The sequence below is a fragment of the Salmonella sp. SAL00670 genome, assembly GCF_046552235.1.
Taxonomy (GTDB): domain Bacteria; phylum Pseudomonadota; class Gammaproteobacteria; order Enterobacterales; family Enterobacteriaceae; genus Salmonella; species Salmonella enterica.
Map to the genome: position 1 here is coordinate 103430 of NZ_JBGDUO010000004.1, position 20646 is coordinate 124075.

Below are 20646 nucleotides of genomic sequence, written 5' to 3' on the forward strand. Positions count from 1 at the left end.
CTCCGTTTGGTTCACGTCTTATTTTGCCAATAATAGTCACAAATAATGCAGGGAAATAGGCTGAAAATGAGTCAAAGCACACGACGCAAGGTGTTGAGATTTCTCGGAACGATCATTGTGGTGTTACTTCCTGTATTGCTGGCGATCTGGTTTGCTCATATCCGGGCAGTCTCTGAAACCAGAAATCAGTTACATTCATTTGCGCAGTTGGTATTAGATAAAACGGAGCGGGTTATCCTGCAAGCAGATTTAGCCCGCGATGCTGCTGAACAATATCAGGGGCAAGCCTGTACGCCAGCCCATCAACAGCGAATGCTGAATATTATCCGCGGTCGTTTGTACATTAATGAGTTGATTTATGCTAAGGGCCAGCGTTTTCTATGCTCTACGGTTATGACGCCAACAAGTCCTTATTTTATTCCCCGCGCTGACTATAAACGAAAGCCTGACATCGCTATTTATTACTATCGTGATACGCCTTTTTTCAACGGTTATAAAATGACATATATGCAGCGGGGAAACTATGTCGCGGTTATCAATCCCTTATCTTATAGCGAGGTGATGTCAGACGATCCGGCGTTGGCCTGGGGAATGTATGATACGGTGACCAACACCTTTTTCTCCCTGAGTGAACAGGCGCAGGCTGATCAGCTATTACCTTTGGTACGACGGAGTGAACCTGTGTTCCAACAGGGTGAGCGTTTTTATACTCTGGTTAAATCAGCAAAACGACCGGTTGCCGCGATTGTTTCAACCTCAAAGCAACGCTTTTACCAGAACCTCTTTCATCAGCTTACGTTAACGCTACCGTTAGGGATCATCTGTAGCATTATCATCTTATTTATGTGGTCACGATCCCGGCAGGCATATTACTCACCGCGTCGATTGCTGCAACGGGCCATTACCAGGCACCAGCTTTGCCTTCATTATCAGCCGATCATTGATATCCGAAACGGGACATGTGTAGGTGCCGAAGCGCTATTGCGTTGGCCGGGCTATCACGGTCCGGTGATGAGCCCGTGCGAATTTATTCCGCTGGCGGAAAAAGAGGGGATGATTGAGCAGATCACCGATTATGTCGTCGAAGAGGTATTTAATGATTTAGGTGGTTTTCTGGCCGCGCACCCGCATCTTTATGTCTCTATCAATCTCTCTGCCGCTGATTTTCTCTCTTCCCGGCTAATTGTGATGATTCATGAAAAAACGCGTCAGCATTCAGTGCTTGCGCAACAGATAAAAGTTGAAGTGACCGAGCGCGGATTTATTGATGTGCCTAAAATGACGCCGATTATTCAGGCGTTTCGCCAGGCGGGATACGAGGTGGCAATTGATGACTTTGGTACCGGCTATTCGAACTTGCATAACCTGTACTCATTAAATGTCGACCTTTTAAAAATTGATAAATCTTTTGTCGACACGCTAACCACTAATAGCGCCAGCCATTTGATTGTGGAACATATTATTGAAATGGCGCAAAGTTTGCGGCTAAAAATCATTGCGGAGGGGGTTGAAACGGCTGAACAGGTTAGCTGGTTGCTAAAACGCGGCGTTCAGTATTGTCAGGGATGGCACTTTGCGAAGGCGTTACCACCGCAGGAATTCATCGCCTGGCTACAACAAACGCCCGCGCCTCTGACGATACGCGGGCAGACGCCCTACAGGCGGTGACGGTAATCGCTGGGAGTGCGATCGAACTCGCGGCGGAATACACGCGAGAAGGTTTGCTGCGATACATAGCCCAGGTCCATCGCGATATCAAAAATCGGGCGCTCGGTCGTTCGTAGCTCAACGGCCGCCAACAGGAGACGGCGCTGGCGAATATACTCGCCTAATGTTTGATGCGTTACCGTACGAAACATCCGCTGCAAATACCACTTGGAATAGCCCGATTTTTTTGCCACCACATCAATGTTTAGCGGTTGGTCGATATGTTCATCAATCCATTCGATAAGGGTCTGAATTATCTGCTGATGCGACATATTGTTGCCTCTTAAACAGTATTCGATTCGTCGTTTTGTCTGCGGGCGAGTATAATTCCTCAAGTTAACTTGAGGTAAAGCGATTTATGGAAAAAAAATCTCCCCGTTTAAAAGCCTTACTGACGCCGGGGGAAGTTGCGAAACGTAGCGGTGTTGCTGTGTCCGCCCTGCACTTCTATGAAAGCAAAGGGCTAATTACCAGTATCCGTAATAGCGGTAACCAACGGCGATATAAGCGTGACGTGTTGCGTTATGTCGCGATTATCAAGATCGCCCAGCGTATCGGCATCCCGCTGGCAACTATCGGCGACGCGTTTGGTATCTTGCCGGAAGGGCATACGTTAAGCGCGAAAGAGTGGAAGCAGCTCTCCTCGCAGTGGCGCGAAGAGTTAGACCGACGTATTCATACGCTGGTGGCGTTGCGCGATGAGCTGGACGGTTGTATCGGCTGCGGCTGTTTATCGCGTAGCGACTGTCCGCTGCGAAATCCAGGCGACAGGCTTGGCGAACACGGGACGGGCGCCCGGCTGCTTGAAGATGATTAACATGCACTCGGCCATCGGGCTGAGTTCACCTAAAACTAAAGCGCCGCTAAGGGCGCTTTAGTTTGTTTCCGGTCTTTGTCTTTCGCTCTATCCCGCTGATTACAGGAGGGTTTCCCCCGACGTCAACACCCCTCATATCGAGCACATGGTGGAGGTTCCGGTTTGTGTTGATACTGTAAGTGTAAGCGACGACGCCCTGTTCGCCAGCGAAATGCTGATTTTTTAGCCGAAATTTTTACGGCAACTGCCATAATTTTCTATAGTTAGTTGGCATACCTTACAGGAGACAGCCATGCTGACGGTGCACCATTTAAATCAGTCTCGTTCGCAGCGCATCCTGTGGGCGCTGGAAGAGCTGGCGTTGCCTTACCAGATTGTGCGTTACCAGCGTGAAAAGACCATGCTGGCGCCGCCGGCATTGAAAAAAGTGCATCCGCTGGGCAAGTCTCCGGTTATCGAAGATCATGGTATGGTTATTGCGGAATCGGGCGCCATCCTGGAATATTTGCAGGACACTTACGACAGTATCGGACGCTTTAAACCTGCGGATGCGCAGGGGAAACAACACTATCGCTTCTGGCTACATTACGCTGAAGGTTCTCTCATGCCCTTGCTATTGATGAGACTGCTCTTTACCTCTCTGGGTAAACCGCCGGTACCATTGGGCCTGCGAACGTTGGGCGGCGTTATCGGTAAGGGCGCGCAAAAAGCGTACCTCAATCCGCAACTGGAAACCCATGCGCGCTTTATTGACGGGCATCTGGCAAATCACCCCTGGTTTGCCGGAGAGCAGTTAAGTATGGCGGATATCCAGATGAGCTTCCCGCTATTTGCGCTGCTTGCCCGAGGCGGAATCGCTCATCTCGACCATATCAACGCATGGAAAGCGCGGGTAGAAATGCGTCCAGCCTGGCAGCGAGCGATTCAGCAGGGCGGTCCGTTTACCATTCCCGGCGGATAATGGCGTTTTTGTGAGCAGATTGCGCAACGTATTTGCTAACAGCGATGCGAAAAATTGTTGCTGGATTGCGCAGGGACGATAACGTTTGCGCATCGTCTGGCGATTTATTGAGCATACTAAGCAGAAAAGCATAAAAAGCGGCAAAGTTCAGTTGAAAAAGCGTTGATGATCGCTGGATAATCGTTTGCTTTTTTTTGCCACCCGTTTTGTATACGTGGAGCTAAACGTTTGCTTTTTTGCGGCGCCCCGGTTGTCGTAAATGTAGCACAAGGAGATAACGTTGCGCTGTTAGTGGATTACCTCCCACGTATACCGACGAATAATAAATTCTCAGGGGATGTTTTCTATGTCTACGCCTTCAGCGCGTACCGGCGGTTCACTCGACGCCTGGTTTAAAATTTCACAACGCGGGAGCACCGTTCGCCAGGAAGTCGTTGCTGGCTTAACCACGTTTCTCGCGATGGTTTACTCCGTCATCGTGGTGCCAGGGATGCTGGGTAAAGCCGGGTTCCCGCCTGCCGCCGTCTTTGTAGCGACCTGCCTGGTCGCAGGCGTCGGCTCTATCGTTATGGGGCTTTGGGCGAATCTGCCGCTGGCTATCGGTTGCGCTATCTCGTTGACGGCGTTTACCGCGTTTAGCCTGGTCCTGGGGCAGCATATTAGCGTCCCGGTCGCGCTTGGCGCCGTATTCCTGATGGGCGTACTGTTTACCATTATCTCCGCTACCGGCATTCGTAGCTGGATTTTGCGTAACTTGCCGCAGGGCGTGGCCCACGGAACCGGTATCGGTATTGGCCTGTTTTTGTTGCTGATTGCCGCCAACGGCGTCGGCCTGGTCATTAAAAACCCGCTGGATGGCCTGCCGGTCGCGCTGGGCGATTTCGATACCTTCCCGGTGATTATGTCGCTTGTGGGTCTGGCTGTTATTCTCGGTCTGGAAAAGCTGAAAGTCCCCGGCGGCATTCTGTTGACCATTATTGGCATTTCTATTGTGGGTTTGCTCTTCGATCCTAACGTCCATTTTTCCGGCATTTTCGCCATGCCTTCGTTGAGCGATGAAAACGGCAACTCGCTGATCGGCAGCCTGGATATTATGGGCGCGTTAAACCCTGTCGTTCTGCCAAGCGTACTGGCGCTGGTGATGACGGCGGTGTTTGATGCGACCGGCACGATCCGTGCGGTCGCAGGGCAGGCTAATCTGCTGGACAAAGACGGACAAATTATCGATGGCGGCAAAGCGCTAACCACCGACTCCCTGAGTAGCGTTTTCTCCGGCCTGGTCGGGGCAGCGCCCGCCGCGGTGTATATCGAGTCTGCGGCCGGTACGGCGGCGGGCGGTAAAACGGGCCTGACGGCGATTACCGTGGGCGTGCTGTTTTTGCTGATCCTGTTTCTTTCGCCGCTCTCTTATCTCGTTCCCGTCTACGCAACCGCCCCGGCGCTCATGTATGTCGGTCTACTGATGCTGAGTAACGTGGCGAAAATCGATTTTGCTGATTTCGTCGATGCGATGGCGGGGCTGGTAACGGCTGTATTTATTGTACTGACCTGTAACATTGTCACCGGGATTATGATTGGCTTTGCCACGCTGGTCGTCGGGCGTCTGGTTTCCGGTGAATGGCGTAAACTGAATATCGGGACTGTCGTCATTGCGGTCGCGCTGGTCGCTTTTTATGCCGGCGGCTGGGCTATCTAGCTCTGCCTTCATTCTGAAAAACGGGCGGCGTTGGCCGCCTGTTTTCATTTTCAGGACACATCACGTTACCTTTTGCGTTAATCTGAAGAAGGTGAAACCGAGGCATGATGCCTCTCTCCATCATAAAAAACATCGCAAACAGGGAACGCATGGAAATTTTCTTCACAATACTCATCATGACCCTTGTGGTCTCGCTGTCGGGGGTATTTACGCGTGTATTACCCTTCCAGCTTCCTTTACCCCTTATGCAGATCGCCGTTGGCGCGCTGTTGGCGTGGCCGACGTTTGGTTTGCATGTGGAATTCGACCCGGAACTCTTCCTGGTGCTGTTTATTCCGCCGCTGCTGTTTGCGGATGGCTGGAAGACGCCGACCCGTGAATTTCTTGAGCATGGACGAGAGATTTTCGGGCTGGCGCTGGCGCTGGTCCTGGTAACGGTCGTTGGAATCGGCTTCCTGATTTATTGGCTGGTGCCCGGCATTCCGCTGATCCCCGCCTTTGCACTGGCCGCCGTGCTGTCGCCGACCGATGCGGTAGCGCTCTCCGGAATTGTGGGCGAGGGGCGTATCCCGAAAAAAATCATGGGCATTCTGCAGGGAGAGGCGTTAATGAACGACGCCTCCGGTCTGGTATCGCTGAAATTCGCCGTCGCGGTGGCGATGGGGACGATGGTCTTTACCGTCGGCGGCGCGACGCTGGAGTTTTTTAAGGTCGCTATCGGCGGTATTCTGGCGGGTTTTGTGGTCAGTTGGCTGTATGGCCGCTCGCTGCGTTTTTTGAGCCGCTGGGGCGGCGATGAACCCGCGACGCAAATCGTCCTGCTGTTTCTGCTGCCCTTCGCGTCTTACCTGATTGCCGAACATATTGGCGTCTCAGGCATCCTGGCCGCGGTTGCCGCCGGGATGACCATCACCCGTTCTGGCGTAATGCGCCGCGCGCCGCTGGCAATGCGTTTGCGCGCGAACAGTACCTGGGCGATGCTGGAATTTGTCTTTAACGGTATGGTCTTTCTGCTGTTGGGACTGCAACTACCGGGGATTCTGGAATCTTCGCTGGCGGCGGCGGAAGCTGACCCGAATGTCGAAACCTGGATGCTCTTTACCGATATCGTGCTGATTTATGCGGCATTGATGCTGGTTCGCTTCGGCTGGCTGTGGACCATGAAAAAGTTCAGCCTGCGCTTTTTGAAGAAGAAACCGATGGAGTTCGCCAGCTGGACGTCGCGTGAAATTCTGATTGCCTCCTTCGCTGGCGTTCGTGGGGCGATCACCCTGGCTGGTGTGCTCTCTATACCGTTACTTTTGCCGGATGGCAGCGGATTTCCGGCGCGTTATGAACTGGTATTCCTGGCGGCTGGCGTCATTCTGTTCTCGTTATTTGTCGGCGTGATCATGCTGCCGCTGCTGTTGCAACATCTGGAAGTCGCCGATCATGCGCAACAGTTGAAAGAGGAGCGTATCGCCCGCGCGGCGACGGCGGAAGTGGCGATTGTCGCCATTCAGAAAATGGAAGAGCGTCTGGCGGCGGATACCGAAGAAAACATCGATAATCAGTTGCTTACTGAAGTAAGCTCACGTGTCATTGGTAACTTGCGTCGCCGTGCCGATGGGCGAAACGATGTCGAAAGCTCCATACAGGAAGAAAACCTGGAGCGACGTTTCCGTCTGGCGGCGCTGCGTTCCGAGCGCGCCGAGTTGTATCATCTGCGCGCCACGCGAGAAATCAGCAATGAAACATTGCAAAAGCTGCTGCACGACCTGGATTTGATGGAAGCGCTACTGATAGAAAATCAGTAGTCCTTGTGGCCCGGTGGCGCCATGCTTACCGGGCCTACTTGTAGGCCCGGTGGCGCCATGCTTACCGGGCCTACAAGTAGGCCGGATAAGGTGCTTGCGCCGCCATCCGGCAAGGGTCTTAACCCATGGCTTACGGTTGTTTCAGCCAAAACCCTTCGCAACAGGTTAACCATGCCCGGGCGCTGTGCGACAGATACACGCCCTCTCGCCAAATCATGCCCAACTGCCAGCGGAGATCGCTTTCCAGCGGTAGCCAGCGCAGCGTGGCCTTATCCAGACGCTGACAAATCGGCTCCGGCAAAATGGCGATGCCGACGCCCGCTTGCACCATAGCGGCGAGAAAATCCCATTGCCCGCTGCGCACGGCAATCCGTGGTTTTACGTCATGCTGGCTAAATAAGGTCATCAACTGGCGGCTCAGGGCAAAGTCTTCGTTATAGATAAGAAGAGGATGCTCCGCCAGAGCTTCAGGCGCGATGGAGTCGCCGGTTGTCCACTGACCGGAACGGGGAACCAGCACGCACAGCGGATGGCTGAACAGCGATAACGTCGTCAGCCCGCTCGCTTCTTCCACCGGGAGCGCGGTCATCGCAACATCCAGCTCGCCATTCATTACCGCCTGCTGTACCGTCAGGCCGCCAAACTCCGAAATTTTGAGTTCAACGCCAGGGTAGCGTTGTCGAAACAAACTGATTGGCCCGGCCATCAACATGCCGACCATCGGGGGAATACCCAGCCGCAGCACGCCCTTATTGAGATGGTTAATATCGCTCAACTCGGCCTCTAACTGGCGAAACTCAGCGAGGATCGCCAGTCCGCGTTCAAACACCACGCGTCCGGTATCGGTCAGCAATAACTTACGTCCGTCGCGGATCAGTAGCGTACAGTTAAGCTCATCTTCAAGATTTTTCAGCATCTTGCTAATGGTGGGCTGGGTGACAAATAACTTCTCCGCTGCGCGGGTGAAACTTTGCTGGCGCACCACCTCGACAAAATAACGCAGCGTTCTGATATCCATGATTATTCCTTCCGACTATGCCTGCAATGATTTTAATTCATTTCTGCCCGTGACGGAGGTTCTCTATACTGGCGCTCCGTATTATTTTTCAGGACATTCCCTCATGGCTGTGGCGATAAGCCGCGTTACGCCTGCCGTTGTGCAACGACTCCAGGTACCGGTTCAGGTACTACTCTATGCAGGTTTATTCATTTTTTCCCAATATCTTGTCTCCTGGCTGCACCTGCCGTTGCCCGCGAATCTGGTCGGCATGGTGCTTATGTTGGCGCTGATCGTTTGCCGGATTATTCCGCTTAGCTGGGTACGCGCAGGCGCACGCTGGCTGCTGGCGGAGATGCTGTTATTCTTTGTTCCCGCCGTCGTGGCGGTAGTGAACTATGCCCATCTGTTACTGGTGGACGGCTGGCGCATTTTCTCGGTGATAGCGATCAGTACCTTAATGGTACTCGGCGCGACGGCGTGGGTGGTGGATAAAGTGTATCGCTATGAGATGAGTAGGCTAAACCGTGAATAACGTTCAGTTAAGCGTACTGTGCCTGGTGATTACGCTGGGAATTTACTTCGCCAATAAGCGCCTGTATCGCCGTTTTCGCAAATTGCCGTTGATGCCATTAGTGCTGACGCCGGCACTGCTGGTGTTAATGCTGGTGTTCGGTCATATCTCCTGGCAAAACTACATTGGTGAATCGCACTGGCTATTGTGGCTGCTCGGCCCGGCGACCATTGCCTTTGCGGTGCCGGTGTACGATAACCTCGCGATTATCAAACGTCACTGGATGTCGCTCACCGCGGGCGTAGTGACGGCGACGGTGGTGGCGGTCACCAGTTCCGTTTGGCTGGCGCGTCTGTTCACGTTACCGGATGAGATTCAGCGTAGTCTGGCGGTACGTTCCGTTACCACGCCATTTGCGCTGGCGGCGGCAGAACCCCTGGGCGGGCAGCCAGATCTGGTGGCGCTGTTCGTGGTCGTCACTGGCGTGTTTGGCATGGCGGTCGGCGACGCGCTATTTTTGCGTCTCTCTATCCGGGAAGGCATGGCAAAAGGGGCAGGATTCGGCGCGGCGTCACATGGGGCGGGCACGGCGCGTTCCTATGAACTTGGTCAGCAGGAGGGCGTCGTCGCCAGTCTGGTAATGATGCTGTCCGGCGTGGTGATGGTGCTGGCAGCCCCGCTGGTGGCGAGGGTGATGTTCTGATTTTCCTCCGACCCACAGGGCCGGAGGAAACGGTAAGATTAATGCGCACGCCCTTGTTGTACGCCGAATCCCGTTTGGGAGCGGATAAACTGAGCGCGGAACTGCTCACGTTCACGGTTGCCTTCTGCCGAGTTATCGGTGGCCGAGAAGAACCAGATCCCCAGGAACGCCACGCTGATAGAGAACAGCGCCGGATACTCATACGGGAAGATCGCTTTTTCGTGGCCGAGGATCTGCACCCAAATGGTAGGGCCAAGAATCATCAGCACCACCGCTGTCAGTAAACCTAACCAGCCGCCCAGCATAGCGCCGCGCGTGGTCAGTTTTGACCAGTACATGGAAAGCAGAATGATGGGGAAGTTGCAGCTCGCGGCGATAGCAAATGCCAGGCCCACCATAAAGGCGATGTTCTGATTTTCAAACAGGACGCCGAGGATAATGGCGATCACGCCCAGCACCAGGACGGTGATTTTCGACACCTTCAGCTCTTCACGTTCGGTTGCGCCTTTGCGGAACACGTTGGCGTACAAGTCATGCGACACCGCCGATGCGCCCGCCAGCGTCAGACCTGCGACCACCGCCAGAATGGTGGCAAACGCCACTGCCGAAATAAAGCCGAGGAACAGGTTGCCGCCTACCGCGTTGGCCAGATGCACCGCCGCCATGTTATTGCCGCCAATCAGCGCGCCTGCGGCATCTTTATAGGCGGGATTCGCCCCCACCAGCATGATAGCGCCGAAGCCGATAATAAAGGTCAGAATGTAGAAATAGCCCATAAAACCGGTGGCGTAGAACACGCTCTTGCGCGCTTCGCGGGCATCGCTGACCGTAAAGAAACGCATCAGAATATGCGGCAAGCCGGCGGTGCCGAACATCAGCCCCAGACCCAACGACAGCGCCGAAATCGGATCTTGCACCAACCCTCCTGGACTCATAATGGCTGAACCTTTCGGGTGTACCGCCATGGCTTCGGTAAACAGATTATTGAAGCTAAAGCCGACGTGTTTCATCACCATAAAGGCCATAAAACTGGCGCCAAACAGCAACAGGACGGCTTTGATAATTTGCACCCACGTTGTCGCCAGCATCCCGCCGAACAGCACGTACATCATCATCAGCACGCCGACCAGCACCACGGCGATGTGATAGTTGAGGCCGAACAGCAGTTCAATCAGTTTACCGGCGCCGACCATTTGGGCGATGAGATAAAGCGCCACCACTACCAGGGAGCCACAGGCCGAAAGAATACGGATTGGCCCCTGTTTCAGGCGATAAGAGGCAACGTCAGCAAAAGTATAACGTCCCAGATTACGCAGGCGCTCGGCAATCAAAAACAGGATGATTGGCCAGCCGACAAGAAAGCCCAGCGAATAGATCAGCCCGTCATAACCGGAGGTAAACACCAGCGCGGAAATGCCGAGAAATGACGCGGCGGACATATAGTCGCCGGCAATCGCCAGGCCGTTCTGGAACCCGGTGATATTGCCGCCAGCGGTGTAGTAGTCGCTACGGGAACGTACGCGTTTAGAGGCCCAGTAGGTAATACCGAGCGTAAACACGACGAAAATCAAAAACATGATAATCGCCTGCCAGTTGGTGGGCTGGCGTTCAACCGCGCCGCTAATGGCATCCGCCGCATGAGCGGCGAAGGGGAGTGCGGCGGCGAGCGCCGTCAGAACTCTCTTCATAATGCTTTCACCTCATGCAGTACGGCGTTATTAAGACGATCGAATTCGCCGTTCGCCCGCCAGATATAAATTCCGGTCAACACAAAAGAAATCACAATCACCCCGACGCCAATGGGAATTCCTCGGGTGACGCTGGTTCCCGCATGTAGAGGCGTGCCCAGCCAGCCAGGCGCGAAGGCGATCAGTAAAATAAAGCTGATATAAACCGCCAGCATGATAACCGACAGAATCGTGGCAAACCGTTGCCGTTTTTCAACTAATTCCCTGAAACGCGCACTGTCTTCTATCCGCTGATAAATTTGGTCATTCATCACAGAGCTCTCCAGAGGTCCCCCTGCGTCTTTCGCGCTACAGGCGCGTTGGCCGCACTCGCGCGCCCCAGCCACATAGTGAACTTGAACTATGCTGCTGAGGGTGTGCTCGCTTGCCGCCTTCCTGTAACACGAAATCCTTTGGGGGAGGGTTTTTTATATTTCCCTCTCCCGGTTTGAGAGAGGGCAGGGGTAGGGTCGTAGGCCGGATAAAACGCGTTCGCGTTGCCATCCGGCATTTATGGTTATGACGGCATCGCGATGGCCTGCTTCTCTTCGAGCAGTTTCTCCACCACGCCAGGATCGGCGAGAGTCGAGGTATCGCCCAGATTGCTGGTATCGCCCGCCGCGATTTTGCGCAAAATGCGGCGCATAATTTTGCCGGAACGGGTTTTTGGCAGTGAGTCGGTCCAGTGCAGCACGTCCGGCGTCGCCAGTGGGCCAATCTCTTTACGTACCCAGTTGCGCACCTCCGCGTACAGTTCTGGCGACGGCTCCTCGCCGTGGTTGAGCGTCACATAAGCGTAAATCGCCTGGCCTTTGATAGCGTGTGGAATACCCACCACCGCCGCTTCGGCGATCTTCGGATGCGCCACCAGCGCTGACTCGATTTCCGCCGTACCCAGACGGTGGCCGGAGACGTTTAACACGTCATCCACGCGACCGGTGATCCAGTAATAGCCGTCTTCATCGCGACGAGCGCCGTCGCCGCTGAAATACATATTCTTAAAGGTAGAGAAATAGGTCTGCTCAAAACGTTCATGATCGCCGAACAGAGTGCGCGCCTGGCCCGGCCAGGAATCGGTGATGACCAGATTGCCTTCCGTCGCGCCTTCTTGCGGATGGCCTTCGTTATCCACCAGCGCAGGCTGTACGCCAAAGAAAGGACGGGTGGCGGAACCGGCTTTCAGTTCGATAGCGCCTGGTAGCGGCGTGATCATAAAACCGCCTGTTTCAGTCTGCCACCAGGTGTCGACGACCGGACATTTTTCCTTGCCGATCTTCTTCCAGTACCATTCCCACGCTTCGGGATTGATCGGCTCGCCGACGGAACCCAGAATGCGCAGTGAAGAACGGTCGGTGCCTTCAATGGCTTTATCGCCTTCCGCCATCAGCGCGCGGATAGCCGTCGGGGCGGTATAAAGAATGTTGACCTGGTGTTTGTCGACCACCTGGCACATGCGAGCGGGCGTTGGCCAATTCGGCACGCCTTCAAACATTAAGGTGGTCGCGCCGCAGGCCAGCGGGCCATACAACAGATAGCTGTGCCCCGTCACCCAACCCACATCGGCGGTACACCAGTAAATATCGCCAGGGTGATAATCAAAGACATACTTAAAGGTGGTCGCGGCGTAGACCAGATAGCCGCCGGTGGTGTGCAGCACGCCTTTCGGCTTGCCGGTGGAGCCGGAGGTATAAAGGATAAACAGCGGATCTTCGGCATTCATCGCTTCAGGCTGGTGCTCAGGGCTGGCTTTTTCAATCAAATCGCGCCACCACAGGTCGCGGCCTTCTTGCCAGTCAATGTCGCTGCCGGTGCGCTTCAGGACGATCACATGCTCAACGCTAGTGACATTCGGGTTTTTCAGCGCGTCATCGACATTCTTTTTCAGCGGGATACTGCGTCCGGCACGTACACCTTCGTCAGCGGTGATCACCAGCCGCGAGCTGGAGTCGATAATGCGTCCGGCGACGGCTTCCGGCGAGAAGCCCCCGAAGATCACCGAATGCACCGCACCGATGCGGGCGCAGGCCAACATTGCCACCGCCGCTTCCGGCACCATCGGCATATAAATCGCTACCACATCGCCTTTTTTAATGCCCAGATCCAGCAGCGTATTCGCGAAACGGCAGACATCGCGATGCAGTTCGCGATAAGAGATATGTTTACTCTGCGACGCGTCATCGCCTTCCCAGATAATGGCGGTGCGATCGCCATTTTCCTGCAAATGGCGGTCAAGACAGTTCGCCGCCAGATTCAGCGTGCCGTCCTCGTACCATTTAATCGACACATTGCCTGGCGCAAAGGAGGTGTTTTTCACTTTTTGGTACGGCGTGATCCAATCGAGAATTTTTCCCTGTTCGCCCCAAAACGTATCGGGGTCGTTAATAGACTGTTTATATTTAGTCTCATACTGCTCTGGATTTATCAGGCAACGATCCGCAATGTTGGCGGGAATGGCGTGTTTATGTGTTTGGCTCATGCTGTTGTTCTCCTTGTAGGATGTTAATAATATGTCGCATAAACGTTAAATGTAGGGTCTTAATAAGTTTTGTTTAGTATTTGGGCGACAGATCACGCAAAAAGGGAACTGTGCAAATAAGCAGCAATCTATTTTTTGATTGTGTCCCGCAAAATTAGATAAATTTTCGGGATAACATGACGTTATATGAAATTTTTTAAAAAAGTGATCCGTGTCCGGAAATCAGAAAAGAGAGGGAGTTTTGTCCAGGTTACTAACTCTAAAGTGGTATTTTACATACACTTACAATTGATTAAAGACAACATTTTAAGTGTGGTTATTTGTTACACATAGAGGAGATCAATGTAATAACAGTATTTGTGCGGTTGCTGTTATGGAAAACGATAAAAAATCGCCATTAAAGATAATGGCGCAATCTGGATGAGACCTCTATGGCAAGGAAAACACTACGCGCACGCCGTTTCTTCAGCCTTATATTTCCTTTTTTCTTCATTACCTCTGTTTACGCTGAGCAAACGCCTGAATCCGCAAAAACCGTTACTGTTGAAGCGAAAAATGAAATGTTCGCGCCTCAACACCCCGACCAATATCAGTCATGGAAAGCGACGTCAGAACAGTCTGCCCGTGAAGATGCGCTGGCGGAAGACCCTCGTCTGGTGATCCTGTGGGCGGGCTATCCCTTCTCCCGTGATTACAACAAACCACGCGGCCACGCGTATGCGGTAACTGACGTGCGCGAAACACTGCGTACCGGCGCGCCAAAAACGGCGGAAGACGGCCCGCTGCCGATGGCCTGCTGGAGTTGTAAAAGCCCCGATGTCGCGCGCCTTATCCAACAAGAAGGCGAAGACGGCTACTTCCATGGCAAATGGGCGCGCGGCGGCCCGGAAATTGTCAACGATTTGGGCTGTGCCGACTGTCATAACACCGCGTCGGACGATTTCGCCCAGGGGAAGCCAGCGTTAACGTTGTCGCGCCCCTATGCCGAACGGGCGATGGAGGCTATCGGCAAACCGTTTGATAAAGCGGGACGATTTGATCAGCAATCGATGGTCTGCGGTCAGTGCCACGTGGAGTACTACTTTGACGGTAAAAACAAAGCCGTTAAGTTCCCGTGGGATGAAGGCATGAAGGTCGAAAATATGGAGCAATACTACGACGCCATCGCCTTCTCTGACTGGACTAACTCGCTGTCGAAAACCCCAATGCTCAAAGCGCAGCACCCGGAATATGAAACCTGGAGCGCGGGCATTCACGGTAAGAACAACGTGACCTGTATCGACTGCCACATGCCGAAAGTACAGAACGCCGAAGGCAAGCTCTACACCGACCATAAAATCGGCAACCCGTTCGACAATTTCGCGCAAACCTGCGCCAACTGCCACACCCAGGACAAAGCGTCCCTGCAAAAAGTGGTCGCCGAGCGTAAACAGGCGATTCATGACCTGAAAATCAAGGTTGAAGATCAGCTGGTACATGCGCACTTCGAAGCGAAAGCCGCATGGGATGCGGGGGCGACAGACGCGGAAATGAAACCGATTCTGAACGATATTCGCCACGCGCAGTGGCGTTGGGATCTGGCGATTGCGTCACACGGTATTCATATGCATGCCCCGGAAGAAGGTCTACGGATGTTAGGCAGTGCGATGGATAAAGCCGCGGATGCCCGTACTAAACTGGCGCGACTGCTGGCGACCAAAGGCATTACCCATGAAATTCCGCTGCCGGATATTTCGACGAAAGAGAAGGCGCAGAAAGCGATTGGTTTGAATATGCAACAAATCAACGCGGAGAAGCAGGACTTCCTGAAAACGGTCGTACCGCAGTGGGAAGATCAGGCGCGTAAAAACGGTCTGTTAAGCCAATAACCCCATTCCGCCCCGTAAGGGGCGGATAACTCAACGGAGTGAATATGAGCGTATTACGTTCGTTATTAACTGCTGGGGTGCTGGCGTCAGGCCTGTTCTGGAGCCTGAGTGGAATTACTGCCACGCCAACGCCGCAGGAGTCGGATCAACGCTGGACGGTCACCCAGCAGCGTAATCCGGATGCTGCCTGTCTGGACTGTCACAAGCCGGACACCGAAGGTATGCACGGTAAACATACGGGCGCTATCAACCCGAACAATAAATTGCCGATAACCTGTACCAACTGCCACGGTCAACCGTCGCTTCACCACCGTGAAGGGGTGAAAGATGTGATGCGTTTTAACGACCCGATGTATACGGTAGAGCAACAGAACAGCGTCTGTATGTCCTGCCACTTGCCTGAACAACTGCAAAAAGCGTTCTGGCCGCACGATGTTCATGTTACTAAAGTGACCTGCGCCAGTTGCCATTCCCTGCATCCGCAGCAAGACACGATGCAGACGCTAAGCGAGAAAGGGCGGATCAAAATATGCGTGGATTGCCACAGCGATCAGCGTACTAACCCGCACTTTAACCCGGCGTCCGTTCCGTTGCTTAAGGAGCAGCCATGAGTTGCACCCGACGTCAATTTATTACCCGCGTCGGCGCGCTGGCGGCGGTCAGTGGGATGGCAGGACGCGTTGTAGCGAACACGTTGAATATTAACGGCGTGCGTTATGGCATGGTACACGATGAGTCATTATGCATCGGCTGCACGGCCTGCATGGATGCCTGTCGGGAAGTCAACACCGTGCCGGAAGGCGTATCGCGCCTGACGATTATTCGCAGCGAGCCGCAGGGGACGTTTCCTGATGTGAAGTATCGCTTCTTCCGCCACTCGTGCCAGCATTGCGACCATGCCCCCTGCGTTGACGTCTGCCCGACGGGGGCATCATTCCGCGATGCCGCCAGCGGTATTGTCGACGTGAATCCGGACCTTTGCGTCGGCTGCCAGTACTGCATTGCCGCGTGTCCCTACCGCGTGCGCTTTATCCATCCGGTCAGTAAGACGGCGGATAAATGCGATTTCTGCCGGAAAACCAACCTGAAAGCGGGCAAACAGCCCGCCTGCGTTGAGTCATGCCCGACGAAGGCGCTGACGTTTGGTAATCTGGACGATCCCAACAGCGATATTTCCCGTTTGTTGCGGCAGAAAACCACCTATCGTTACAAGCTGGCGCTGGGCACAAAACCGAAGGTCTACCGCGTTCCCTTTAACTATGGGGAGGTGAGCCAATGACATCCGCTTCTGCATTTCATTTTGCATCACTGGTGTGGGACTGGCCCATCGCCATCTATCTGTTTCTGATTGGCATCTCCGCCGGACTGGTTACGTTGGCGATTCTGCTGCGCCGCTTCCATCCGGAGGCGGGCGGTTCGGACAGTACGCTGCTGCGCACTACGCTGGTGTTAGGGCCGGGGGCGATTATTCTTGGTCTGCTGATTCTGGTCTTTCACCTGACGCGCCCGTGGACCTTCTGGAAGCTGATGTTCCACTACAGCTTTACCTCGGTGATGTCGATGGGGGTGATGCTGTTCCAGTTGTACATGGTAGTGCTGGTGCTGTGGCTGGCGAAAATCTTTGAAAAAGAGGTGATTGCCCTGCAGCAGCGTTGGCTGCCGCGGTTAGAGATCGTGCAGAAAGTGTTGGCGCTAATAACGCCGTTTCACCGTGCGCTGGAGACGTTAATGCTGGTGCTGGCGGTTCTGCTCGGGGCGTACACCGGGTTTCTGCTGTCGGCGCTGAAATCTTACCCGTTCCTGAATAACCCGATCCTGCCGGTACTATTCCTGTTCTCCGGGATTTCCTCCGGCGCGGCGGTGGCGCTGATCGCCATGGCGTTACGCCATCGTAGCAACCCGCACAGCACCGAAGCGCGCTTTGTGCATCGCATGGAGGTTCCGGTGGTATGGCTGGAAATTTTCCTGCTGGCGGCGTTCTTCGTCGGTCTGGCGCTGGGCGATGACGGCAAAATGCGCGCGCTGGCGGCGGCGCTGGGCGGCGGATTCTGGAGCTGGTGGTTCTGGCTTGGCGTCGTAGGGCTGGGATTGATTATCCCGCTGCTGCTGAAACCCTGGGCAAATCGTAGCGTCACGTTTCACGGCGTGCTGGCCGTTTGCGGCGCCAGTTTGACCGGCGTGCTGCTGCTGCGCTTTTTCATTCTTTATGCGGGACAGCTAACGGTTGCATAATCTGGACATCTTCCTTCCTGAAGCCGGATTTCTGGCGCTGTTGTTGAGTCTCGGGGTCAACGTGCTGACCCCGCTGGCGACGTGGTGCGGGATGGGGCAACATTGGCGTGGCGTCATGCGCCTGACGACCTGCGGCGCGTGGACGGCGTTCACGCTGCTGCTACTGGCGTTTGCGATTCTGGTTAGCTGTTTTCTGACCAGCGATTTTTCGGTCGTTTATGTTGCGCAGCATAGCCATAGTCAGTTGTCATGGGGACTGAAACTGGCGGCGGTATGGGGCGGTCATGAAGGCTCGCTCCTGCTGTGGGCGCTGCTTTTTTCGGGGTGGACGGCGCTATTCGCCTGGCGCTCCCGGCATGAATCTGACGCGCTTTTTCCGCTGACCCTGAGCGTCTTGTCCCTCATTATGGCTTCGCTGCTGCTATTTATTGTGCTGTGGTCCGATCCGTTCCTGCGTATTTTCCCTCCCGCCATGGAAGGGCGCGACCTTAATCCCATGCTGCAACATCTGGGGCTGATCTTACATCCGCCGCTGCTCTATCTGGGTTATGGCGGCCTGATGACCGCGGCGAGCGTAGCGCTGGCCTCGCTACTGTGCGGCGGCTTTAACGCGGCAACCGCCTGGGTGTGCTGGCGCTGGGCGTTACCCGGCTGGTGCGCTCTGACGCTGGGGATCATTCTCGGATCGTGGTGGGCGTATTGCGAACTGGGCTGGGGCGGCTGGTGGTTCTGGGACCCGGTGGAAAATGCCTCGTTGTTGCCGTGGCTTGCCGCCAGCGCGTTGCTGCACAGTCTGTATGTCAGCCGCCAGCGCGGGAGCTTCCGTCACTGGTCGCTGCTGCTGGCGATACTGACGCTGATCCTCTCGTTGCTGGGAACGCTGATTGTGCGTTCCGGCATTCTTGTTTCGGTACATGCCTTTGCGCTGGATAACGTGCGCGCCGCGCCGCTGTTTGCGCTGTTTAGCGTATTGAGCCTGGCGTCGCTCGGGTTGTACGCCTGGCGAGGCCAGCAAATTCGCCAGAATGCGCGTTTTGGCGGCTGGTCGCGTGAGATGCTTATTCTGGTCGCGCTATTACTTTTTTGCGCGGTGCTACTGATTGTGCTGATTGGCACGCTCTATCCGATGATTTACGGGTTGTTCGGCTGGGGAAGGCTTTCGGTGGGCGCGCCCTATTTTAATCGCGTCACGCTGCCGTTTGGCCTGCTGATGCTGGTGGTTATCGTGCTGGCGACAATCAGAAGCCGCAAAGTCTCTGTGCATCGTCAGCTTCCGGCGTTGCTGGCGCATACGGGCGTATTTATCTTCGCCGCCGGGATCATGGTTTCCAGCGGCAGTCGGCATGAAATCAGTCTTAACCTCAGCCCCGGGCAGCAGGTGGTACTGGCGGGCTACATTTTCCGCTTTGAGCGTCTGGATCTGGAGGCCAAAGGCAACTACACCAGTGAAAAAGCGCGGATCACGTTGTGGCGGAATGAAAAACGCATTGGCAGCCTGCAGCCTGAAAGGCGCTTCTATGCCGCGCGTCGTCAACAGATGATGGAGCCGGGGATTCACTGGAACCTGCTACATGACTGGTACGCGGTGATGGGCGAAAAAACCGGACCGGATCGTTACGCCATGCGCTTATACGTGCAGACCGGCGTGCGCTGGATCTGGGGAGGGGGATTGTTGATGGTGTTTGGCGCGCTGCTGAGCGGATGGCGGGGGAGGAAGCATCCTGAGTTATTGCCTGATGGCGCTGCGCTTATCAGGCCTACGAGTGAAAAGCATGGTAGGCCGGATAAGGCGTTTACGCCGCCATCCGGCAAGACGATGTTACTTGTGGCTTTTCTGATTTTTCTGCCTTTTACCACCCACGCCCAGGTGGTGGATACCTGGCGCTTTGACAATCCGCAACAGCAGGAAAAAGCGCTGTCTATTGCCAGTCAACTGCGCTGTCCGCAGTGTCAGAACCAGAATTTGCTGGAATCCAATGCGCCCGTGGCGGTCAGTATGCGCCATCAGGTTTACAGCATGGTGGCCGAAGGTAAAAGCGAAGCGGAAATCACCGCCTGGATGACCGACCGTTATGGTGATTTCGTACGCTACAACCCGCCGTTGAATGAGCAAACGCTGCTGTTGTGGGCGCTGCCGTACCTGCTGTTATTGCTGGTGGGCGTGGTGGCCTGGCGGGTGAGAAAGCGTCAGCATGCAGGAGAGGGGGAACAATGAGCCAGTCTGAACACTCCACTGTGCCGTTACGTCCCATGCCCGTAAAGCGTCTGGCGGCTGCGGCGGTGTTGATGGTGGCTGCCTGTGTCGGCGGCTATCTGTTGACGCCGAAATGGCAGGCTGTGCGTAGCGAGCAACAGCGTCTGGCCGATCCGCTACGTGACTTTACGAACCCGCAAACGCCAGAGGCGCAGCTTTCCAGGCTGCAAGAAAAAATCCGCGCCAATCCGCAGGATAGCGAGCAATGGGCGCGGCTGGGCGAGTATTATCTCTATCGCAATGCGTATGACAATGCGCTGCTGGCATATCGTCAGGCGTTGCGTCTGCGAGGCGATAACGCGCAGCTTTTCGCCGCGCTGGCAACGGTGCTGTATTACCAGGCCGGGCAACATATGACGCCTGCGACGCGTGAAATGATTAATAAAGCGTTAGCGCTGGATGCGACAGAAGTGACCGCGCAGATGCTGCTGGCGGCGGATGCGTTTATGCAGGCGGATTATGCGCAAGCCGTGTCGCTGTGGCAAACCTTACTGGATGCCAACTCGCCGCGAGTGAACCGCGCGCAGCTGGTAGAGGCCATTAATTTGGCTAAATTGTTACAAAATCGGCAGAAATAATTTTTTCTTTTTTGTGACTTTTGTCATGTGTGCTGTTTAAAAAAACGGCGAATGAGACACAAGTAAAAATTAATTACCTCAGTGTATTATTCGTTTTTGACGAAGTAAAAAACTTTCCATAACAAATAGTTATTCATCATTAACGCCATAAACTCGCGTTATTATGCATAAAAACAGCCAAAAGCCCTGTTATGAAAGGGTTGCGCAAGACGCTATGCAAATGATACTGATTATGCGCGTTAAAAAACTCTACAAACCAACGCAACACAAATCATACCCTTTCAGTATGTATTGCTCTCATGCTTTCGGCGGAGAGCAAC

At 54.4% G+C, this 20646-nt stretch carries 18 protein-coding genes; 13 read left to right on the top strand and 5 right to left on the bottom strand.

All coding sequences use genetic code 11. The features are described 5' to 3' along the window. Positions 1–66: 66 nt before the first annotated feature. Entirely contained in the window at positions 67–1668 is a 1602-nt protein-coding gene (locus tag ACLJRS_RS14380) for an EAL domain-containing protein (protein ID WP_000083650.1), read from the top strand. Here the strand turns inward: ACLJRS_RS14380 and soxS are convergent. Next, positions 1656–1979, bottom strand: a complete 324-nt coding sequence (soxS, locus tag ACLJRS_RS14385) for a superoxide response transcriptional regulator SoxS (protein WP_000019483.1) — start codon at positions 1977–1979, stop codon at positions 1656–1658. The genes ACLJRS_RS14380 and soxS overlap by 13 nt on opposite strands. A gap of 86 nt (positions 1980–2065) precedes the next feature. Here soxS and soxR point away from each other — a divergent pair, with 86 nt between their 5' ends. The 4 genes from soxR (at position 2066) to ACLJRS_RS14405 (ending at position 6977) form a co-directional block, all read left to right on the top strand. Continuing rightward, the gene (soxR, locus tag ACLJRS_RS14390; protein ID WP_000412686.1) at positions 2066–2524 is read left to right on the top strand and encodes a redox-sensitive transcriptional activator SoxR; all 459 of its coding nucleotides are present in this window, start codon (positions 2066–2068) and stop codon (positions 2522–2524) included. A 292-nt stretch (positions 2525–2816) separates the two neighbouring features. Then, complete coding sequence (locus ACLJRS_RS14395; protein ID WP_000958575.1) at positions 2817–3485, top strand: glutathione S-transferase family protein; 669 nt, start codon at positions 2817–2819, stop codon at positions 3483–3485. Positions 3486–3831: 346 nt separating this feature from the next. After that, on the top strand, positions 3832–5181 hold the full coding sequence (ghxP, locus tag ACLJRS_RS14400) for a guanine/hypoxanthine transporter GhxP (protein ID WP_000106901.1): 1350 nt from the start codon (positions 3832–3834) through the stop codon (positions 5179–5181). Positions 5182–5330: 149 nt separating this feature from the next. Beyond that, entirely contained in the window at positions 5331–6977 is a 1647-nt protein-coding gene (locus ACLJRS_RS14405; RefSeq protein WP_001536604.1) for a Na+/H+ antiporter, read from the top strand. A 130-nt stretch (positions 6978–7107) separates the two neighbouring features. Here ACLJRS_RS14405 and ACLJRS_RS14410 read toward each other — a convergent pair whose 3' ends face one another. Beyond that, entirely contained in the window at positions 7108–7995 is an 888-nt protein-coding gene (locus tag ACLJRS_RS14410; protein WP_000354963.1) for a LysR family transcriptional regulator, read from the bottom strand. 103 nt (positions 7996–8098) lie between these two features. Between ACLJRS_RS14410 and ACLJRS_RS14415 the strand changes: the two genes are divergently transcribed. Together ACLJRS_RS14415 and ACLJRS_RS14420 are read left to right on the top strand one after the other, a co-directional pair. After that, positions 8099–8509 (top strand): CidA/LrgA family protein, encoded by a 411-nt coding sequence (locus ACLJRS_RS14415; RefSeq protein ID WP_000257347.1) that lies wholly within the window; start codon positions 8099–8101, stop codon positions 8507–8509. Beyond that, positions 8502–9191: an LrgB family protein gene (locus tag ACLJRS_RS14420; RefSeq protein WP_001067092.1), complete on the top strand. Its 690-nt coding sequence runs from the start codon at positions 8502–8504 to the stop codon at positions 9189–9191. The genes ACLJRS_RS14415 and ACLJRS_RS14420 overlap by 8 nt, the downstream gene beginning before the upstream one ends. Positions 9192–9229: 38 nt before the next feature. On the opposite strand, the gene actP is transcribed toward ACLJRS_RS14420, so the two are convergent. The 3 genes from actP to acs all read right to left on the bottom strand — a co-directional run bounded on the left by actP (position 9230) and on the right by acs (position 13394). Then, a complete protein-coding gene (actP, locus tag ACLJRS_RS14425) occupies positions 9230–10879 on the bottom strand; it encodes a cation/acetate symporter ActP (protein ID WP_000832529.1) in 1650 nt (549 codons plus the stop codon). Then, complete coding sequence (locus ACLJRS_RS14430) at positions 10876–11190, bottom strand: DUF485 domain-containing protein (protein WP_000999620.1); 315 nt, start codon at positions 11188–11190, stop codon at positions 10876–10878. Before ACLJRS_RS14430 ends, actP begins: the two co-directional genes overlap by 4 nt. 245 nt (positions 11191–11435) lie before the next feature. Next, on the bottom strand, positions 11436–13394 hold the full coding sequence (acs, locus tag ACLJRS_RS14435; protein ID WP_000083877.1) for an acetate--CoA ligase: 1959 nt from the start codon (positions 13392–13394) through the stop codon (positions 11436–11438). Between the two features lie 431 nt (positions 13395–13825). On the opposite strand from acs, the gene nrfA reads away from it, so the two are divergent. The 6 genes from nrfA to nrfG are packed head-to-tail and all read left to right on the top strand — an operon-like array spanning position 13826 to position 20326. Next, complete coding sequence (gene nrfA, locus ACLJRS_RS14440) at positions 13826–15262, top strand: ammonia-forming nitrite reductase cytochrome c552 subunit (RefSeq protein WP_000101770.1); 1437 nt, start codon at positions 13826–13828, stop codon at positions 15260–15262. 44 nt (positions 15263–15306) lie between these two features. After that, entirely contained in the window at positions 15307–15873 is a 567-nt protein-coding gene (gene nrfB, locus ACLJRS_RS14445; protein WP_000115065.1) for a cytochrome c nitrite reductase pentaheme subunit, read from the top strand. Further along, entirely contained in the window at positions 15870–16541 is a 672-nt protein-coding gene (nrfC, locus tag ACLJRS_RS14450) for a cytochrome c nitrite reductase Fe-S protein (protein ID WP_001278030.1), read from the top strand. The genes nrfB and nrfC overlap by 4 nt, the downstream gene beginning before the upstream one ends. Beyond that, complete coding sequence (gene nrfD / locus ACLJRS_RS14455; protein WP_000199636.1) at positions 16538–17494, top strand: cytochrome c nitrite reductase subunit NrfD; 957 nt, start codon at positions 16538–16540, stop codon at positions 17492–17494. Before nrfC ends, nrfD begins: the two co-directional genes overlap by 4 nt. Next, positions 17487–19709, top strand: coding sequence for a heme lyase NrfEFG subunit NrfEF (gene nrfEF, locus ACLJRS_RS14460; RefSeq protein WP_000551707.1), 2223 nt, complete (start codon positions 17487–17489; stop codon positions 19707–19709). The genes nrfD and nrfEF overlap by 8 nt, the downstream gene beginning before the upstream one ends. Then, positions 19706–20326: a heme lyase NrfEFG subunit NrfG gene (nrfG, locus tag ACLJRS_RS14465; protein WP_000083243.1), complete on the top strand. Its 621-nt coding sequence runs from the start codon at positions 19706–19708 to the stop codon at positions 20324–20326. The genes nrfEF and nrfG overlap by 4 nt, the downstream gene beginning before the upstream one ends. Positions 20327–20646: the final 320 nt, after the last annotated feature.

Excerpts from the sequence above, each read along its gene's own strand:
- ACLJRS_RS14430 (WP_000999620.1), bottom strand. The coding sequence starts at position 11,190 with ATGAATGACCAAATTTATCAGCGGATAGAAGACAGTGCGCGTTTCAGG.
- acs (WP_000083877.1), bottom strand. The coding sequence starts at position 13,394 with ATGAGCCAAACACATAAACACGCCATTCCCGCCAACATTGCGGATCGT.
- nrfA (WP_000101770.1), top strand. The coding sequence starts at position 13,826 with ATGGCAAGGAAAACACTACGCGCACGCCGTTTCTTCAGCCTTATATTT.
- ACLJRS_RS14415 (WP_000257347.1), top strand. The coding sequence starts at position 8,099 with ATGGCTGTGGCGATAAGCCGCGTTACGCCTGCCGTTGTGCAACGACTC.
- ACLJRS_RS14410 (WP_000354963.1), bottom strand. The coding sequence starts at position 7,995 with ATGGATATCAGAACGCTGCGTTATTTTGTCGAGGTGGTGCGCCAGCAA.
- nrfD (WP_000199636.1), top strand. The coding sequence starts at position 16,538 with ATGACATCCGCTTCTGCATTTCATTTTGCATCACTGGTGTGGGACTGG.
- ghxP (WP_000106901.1), top strand. The coding sequence starts at position 3,832 with ATGTCTACGCCTTCAGCGCGTACCGGCGGTTCACTCGACGCCTGGTTT.
- soxS (WP_000019483.1), bottom strand. The coding sequence starts at position 1,979 with ATGTCGCATCAGCAGATAATTCAGACCCTTATCGAATGGATTGATGAA.
- nrfC (WP_001278030.1), top strand. The coding sequence starts at position 15,870 with ATGAGTTGCACCCGACGTCAATTTATTACCCGCGTCGGCGCGCTGGCG.
- actP (WP_000832529.1), bottom strand. The coding sequence starts at position 10,879 with ATGAAGAGAGTTCTGACGGCGCTCGCCGCCGCACTCCCCTTCGCCGCT.
- ACLJRS_RS14405 (WP_001536604.1), top strand. The coding sequence starts at position 5,331 with ATGGAAATTTTCTTCACAATACTCATCATGACCCTTGTGGTCTCGCTG.
- nrfG (WP_000083243.1), top strand. The coding sequence starts at position 19,706 with ATGAGCCAGTCTGAACACTCCACTGTGCCGTTACGTCCCATGCCCGTA.
- soxR (WP_000412686.1), top strand. The coding sequence starts at position 2,066 with ATGGAAAAAAAATCTCCCCGTTTAAAAGCCTTACTGACGCCGGGGGAA.
- ACLJRS_RS14380 (WP_000083650.1), top strand. The coding sequence starts at position 67 with ATGAGTCAAAGCACACGACGCAAGGTGTTGAGATTTCTCGGAACGATC.
- ACLJRS_RS14395 (WP_000958575.1), top strand. The coding sequence starts at position 2,817 with ATGCTGACGGTGCACCATTTAAATCAGTCTCGTTCGCAGCGCATCCTG.
- nrfB (WP_000115065.1), top strand. The coding sequence starts at position 15,307 with ATGAGCGTATTACGTTCGTTATTAACTGCTGGGGTGCTGGCGTCAGGC.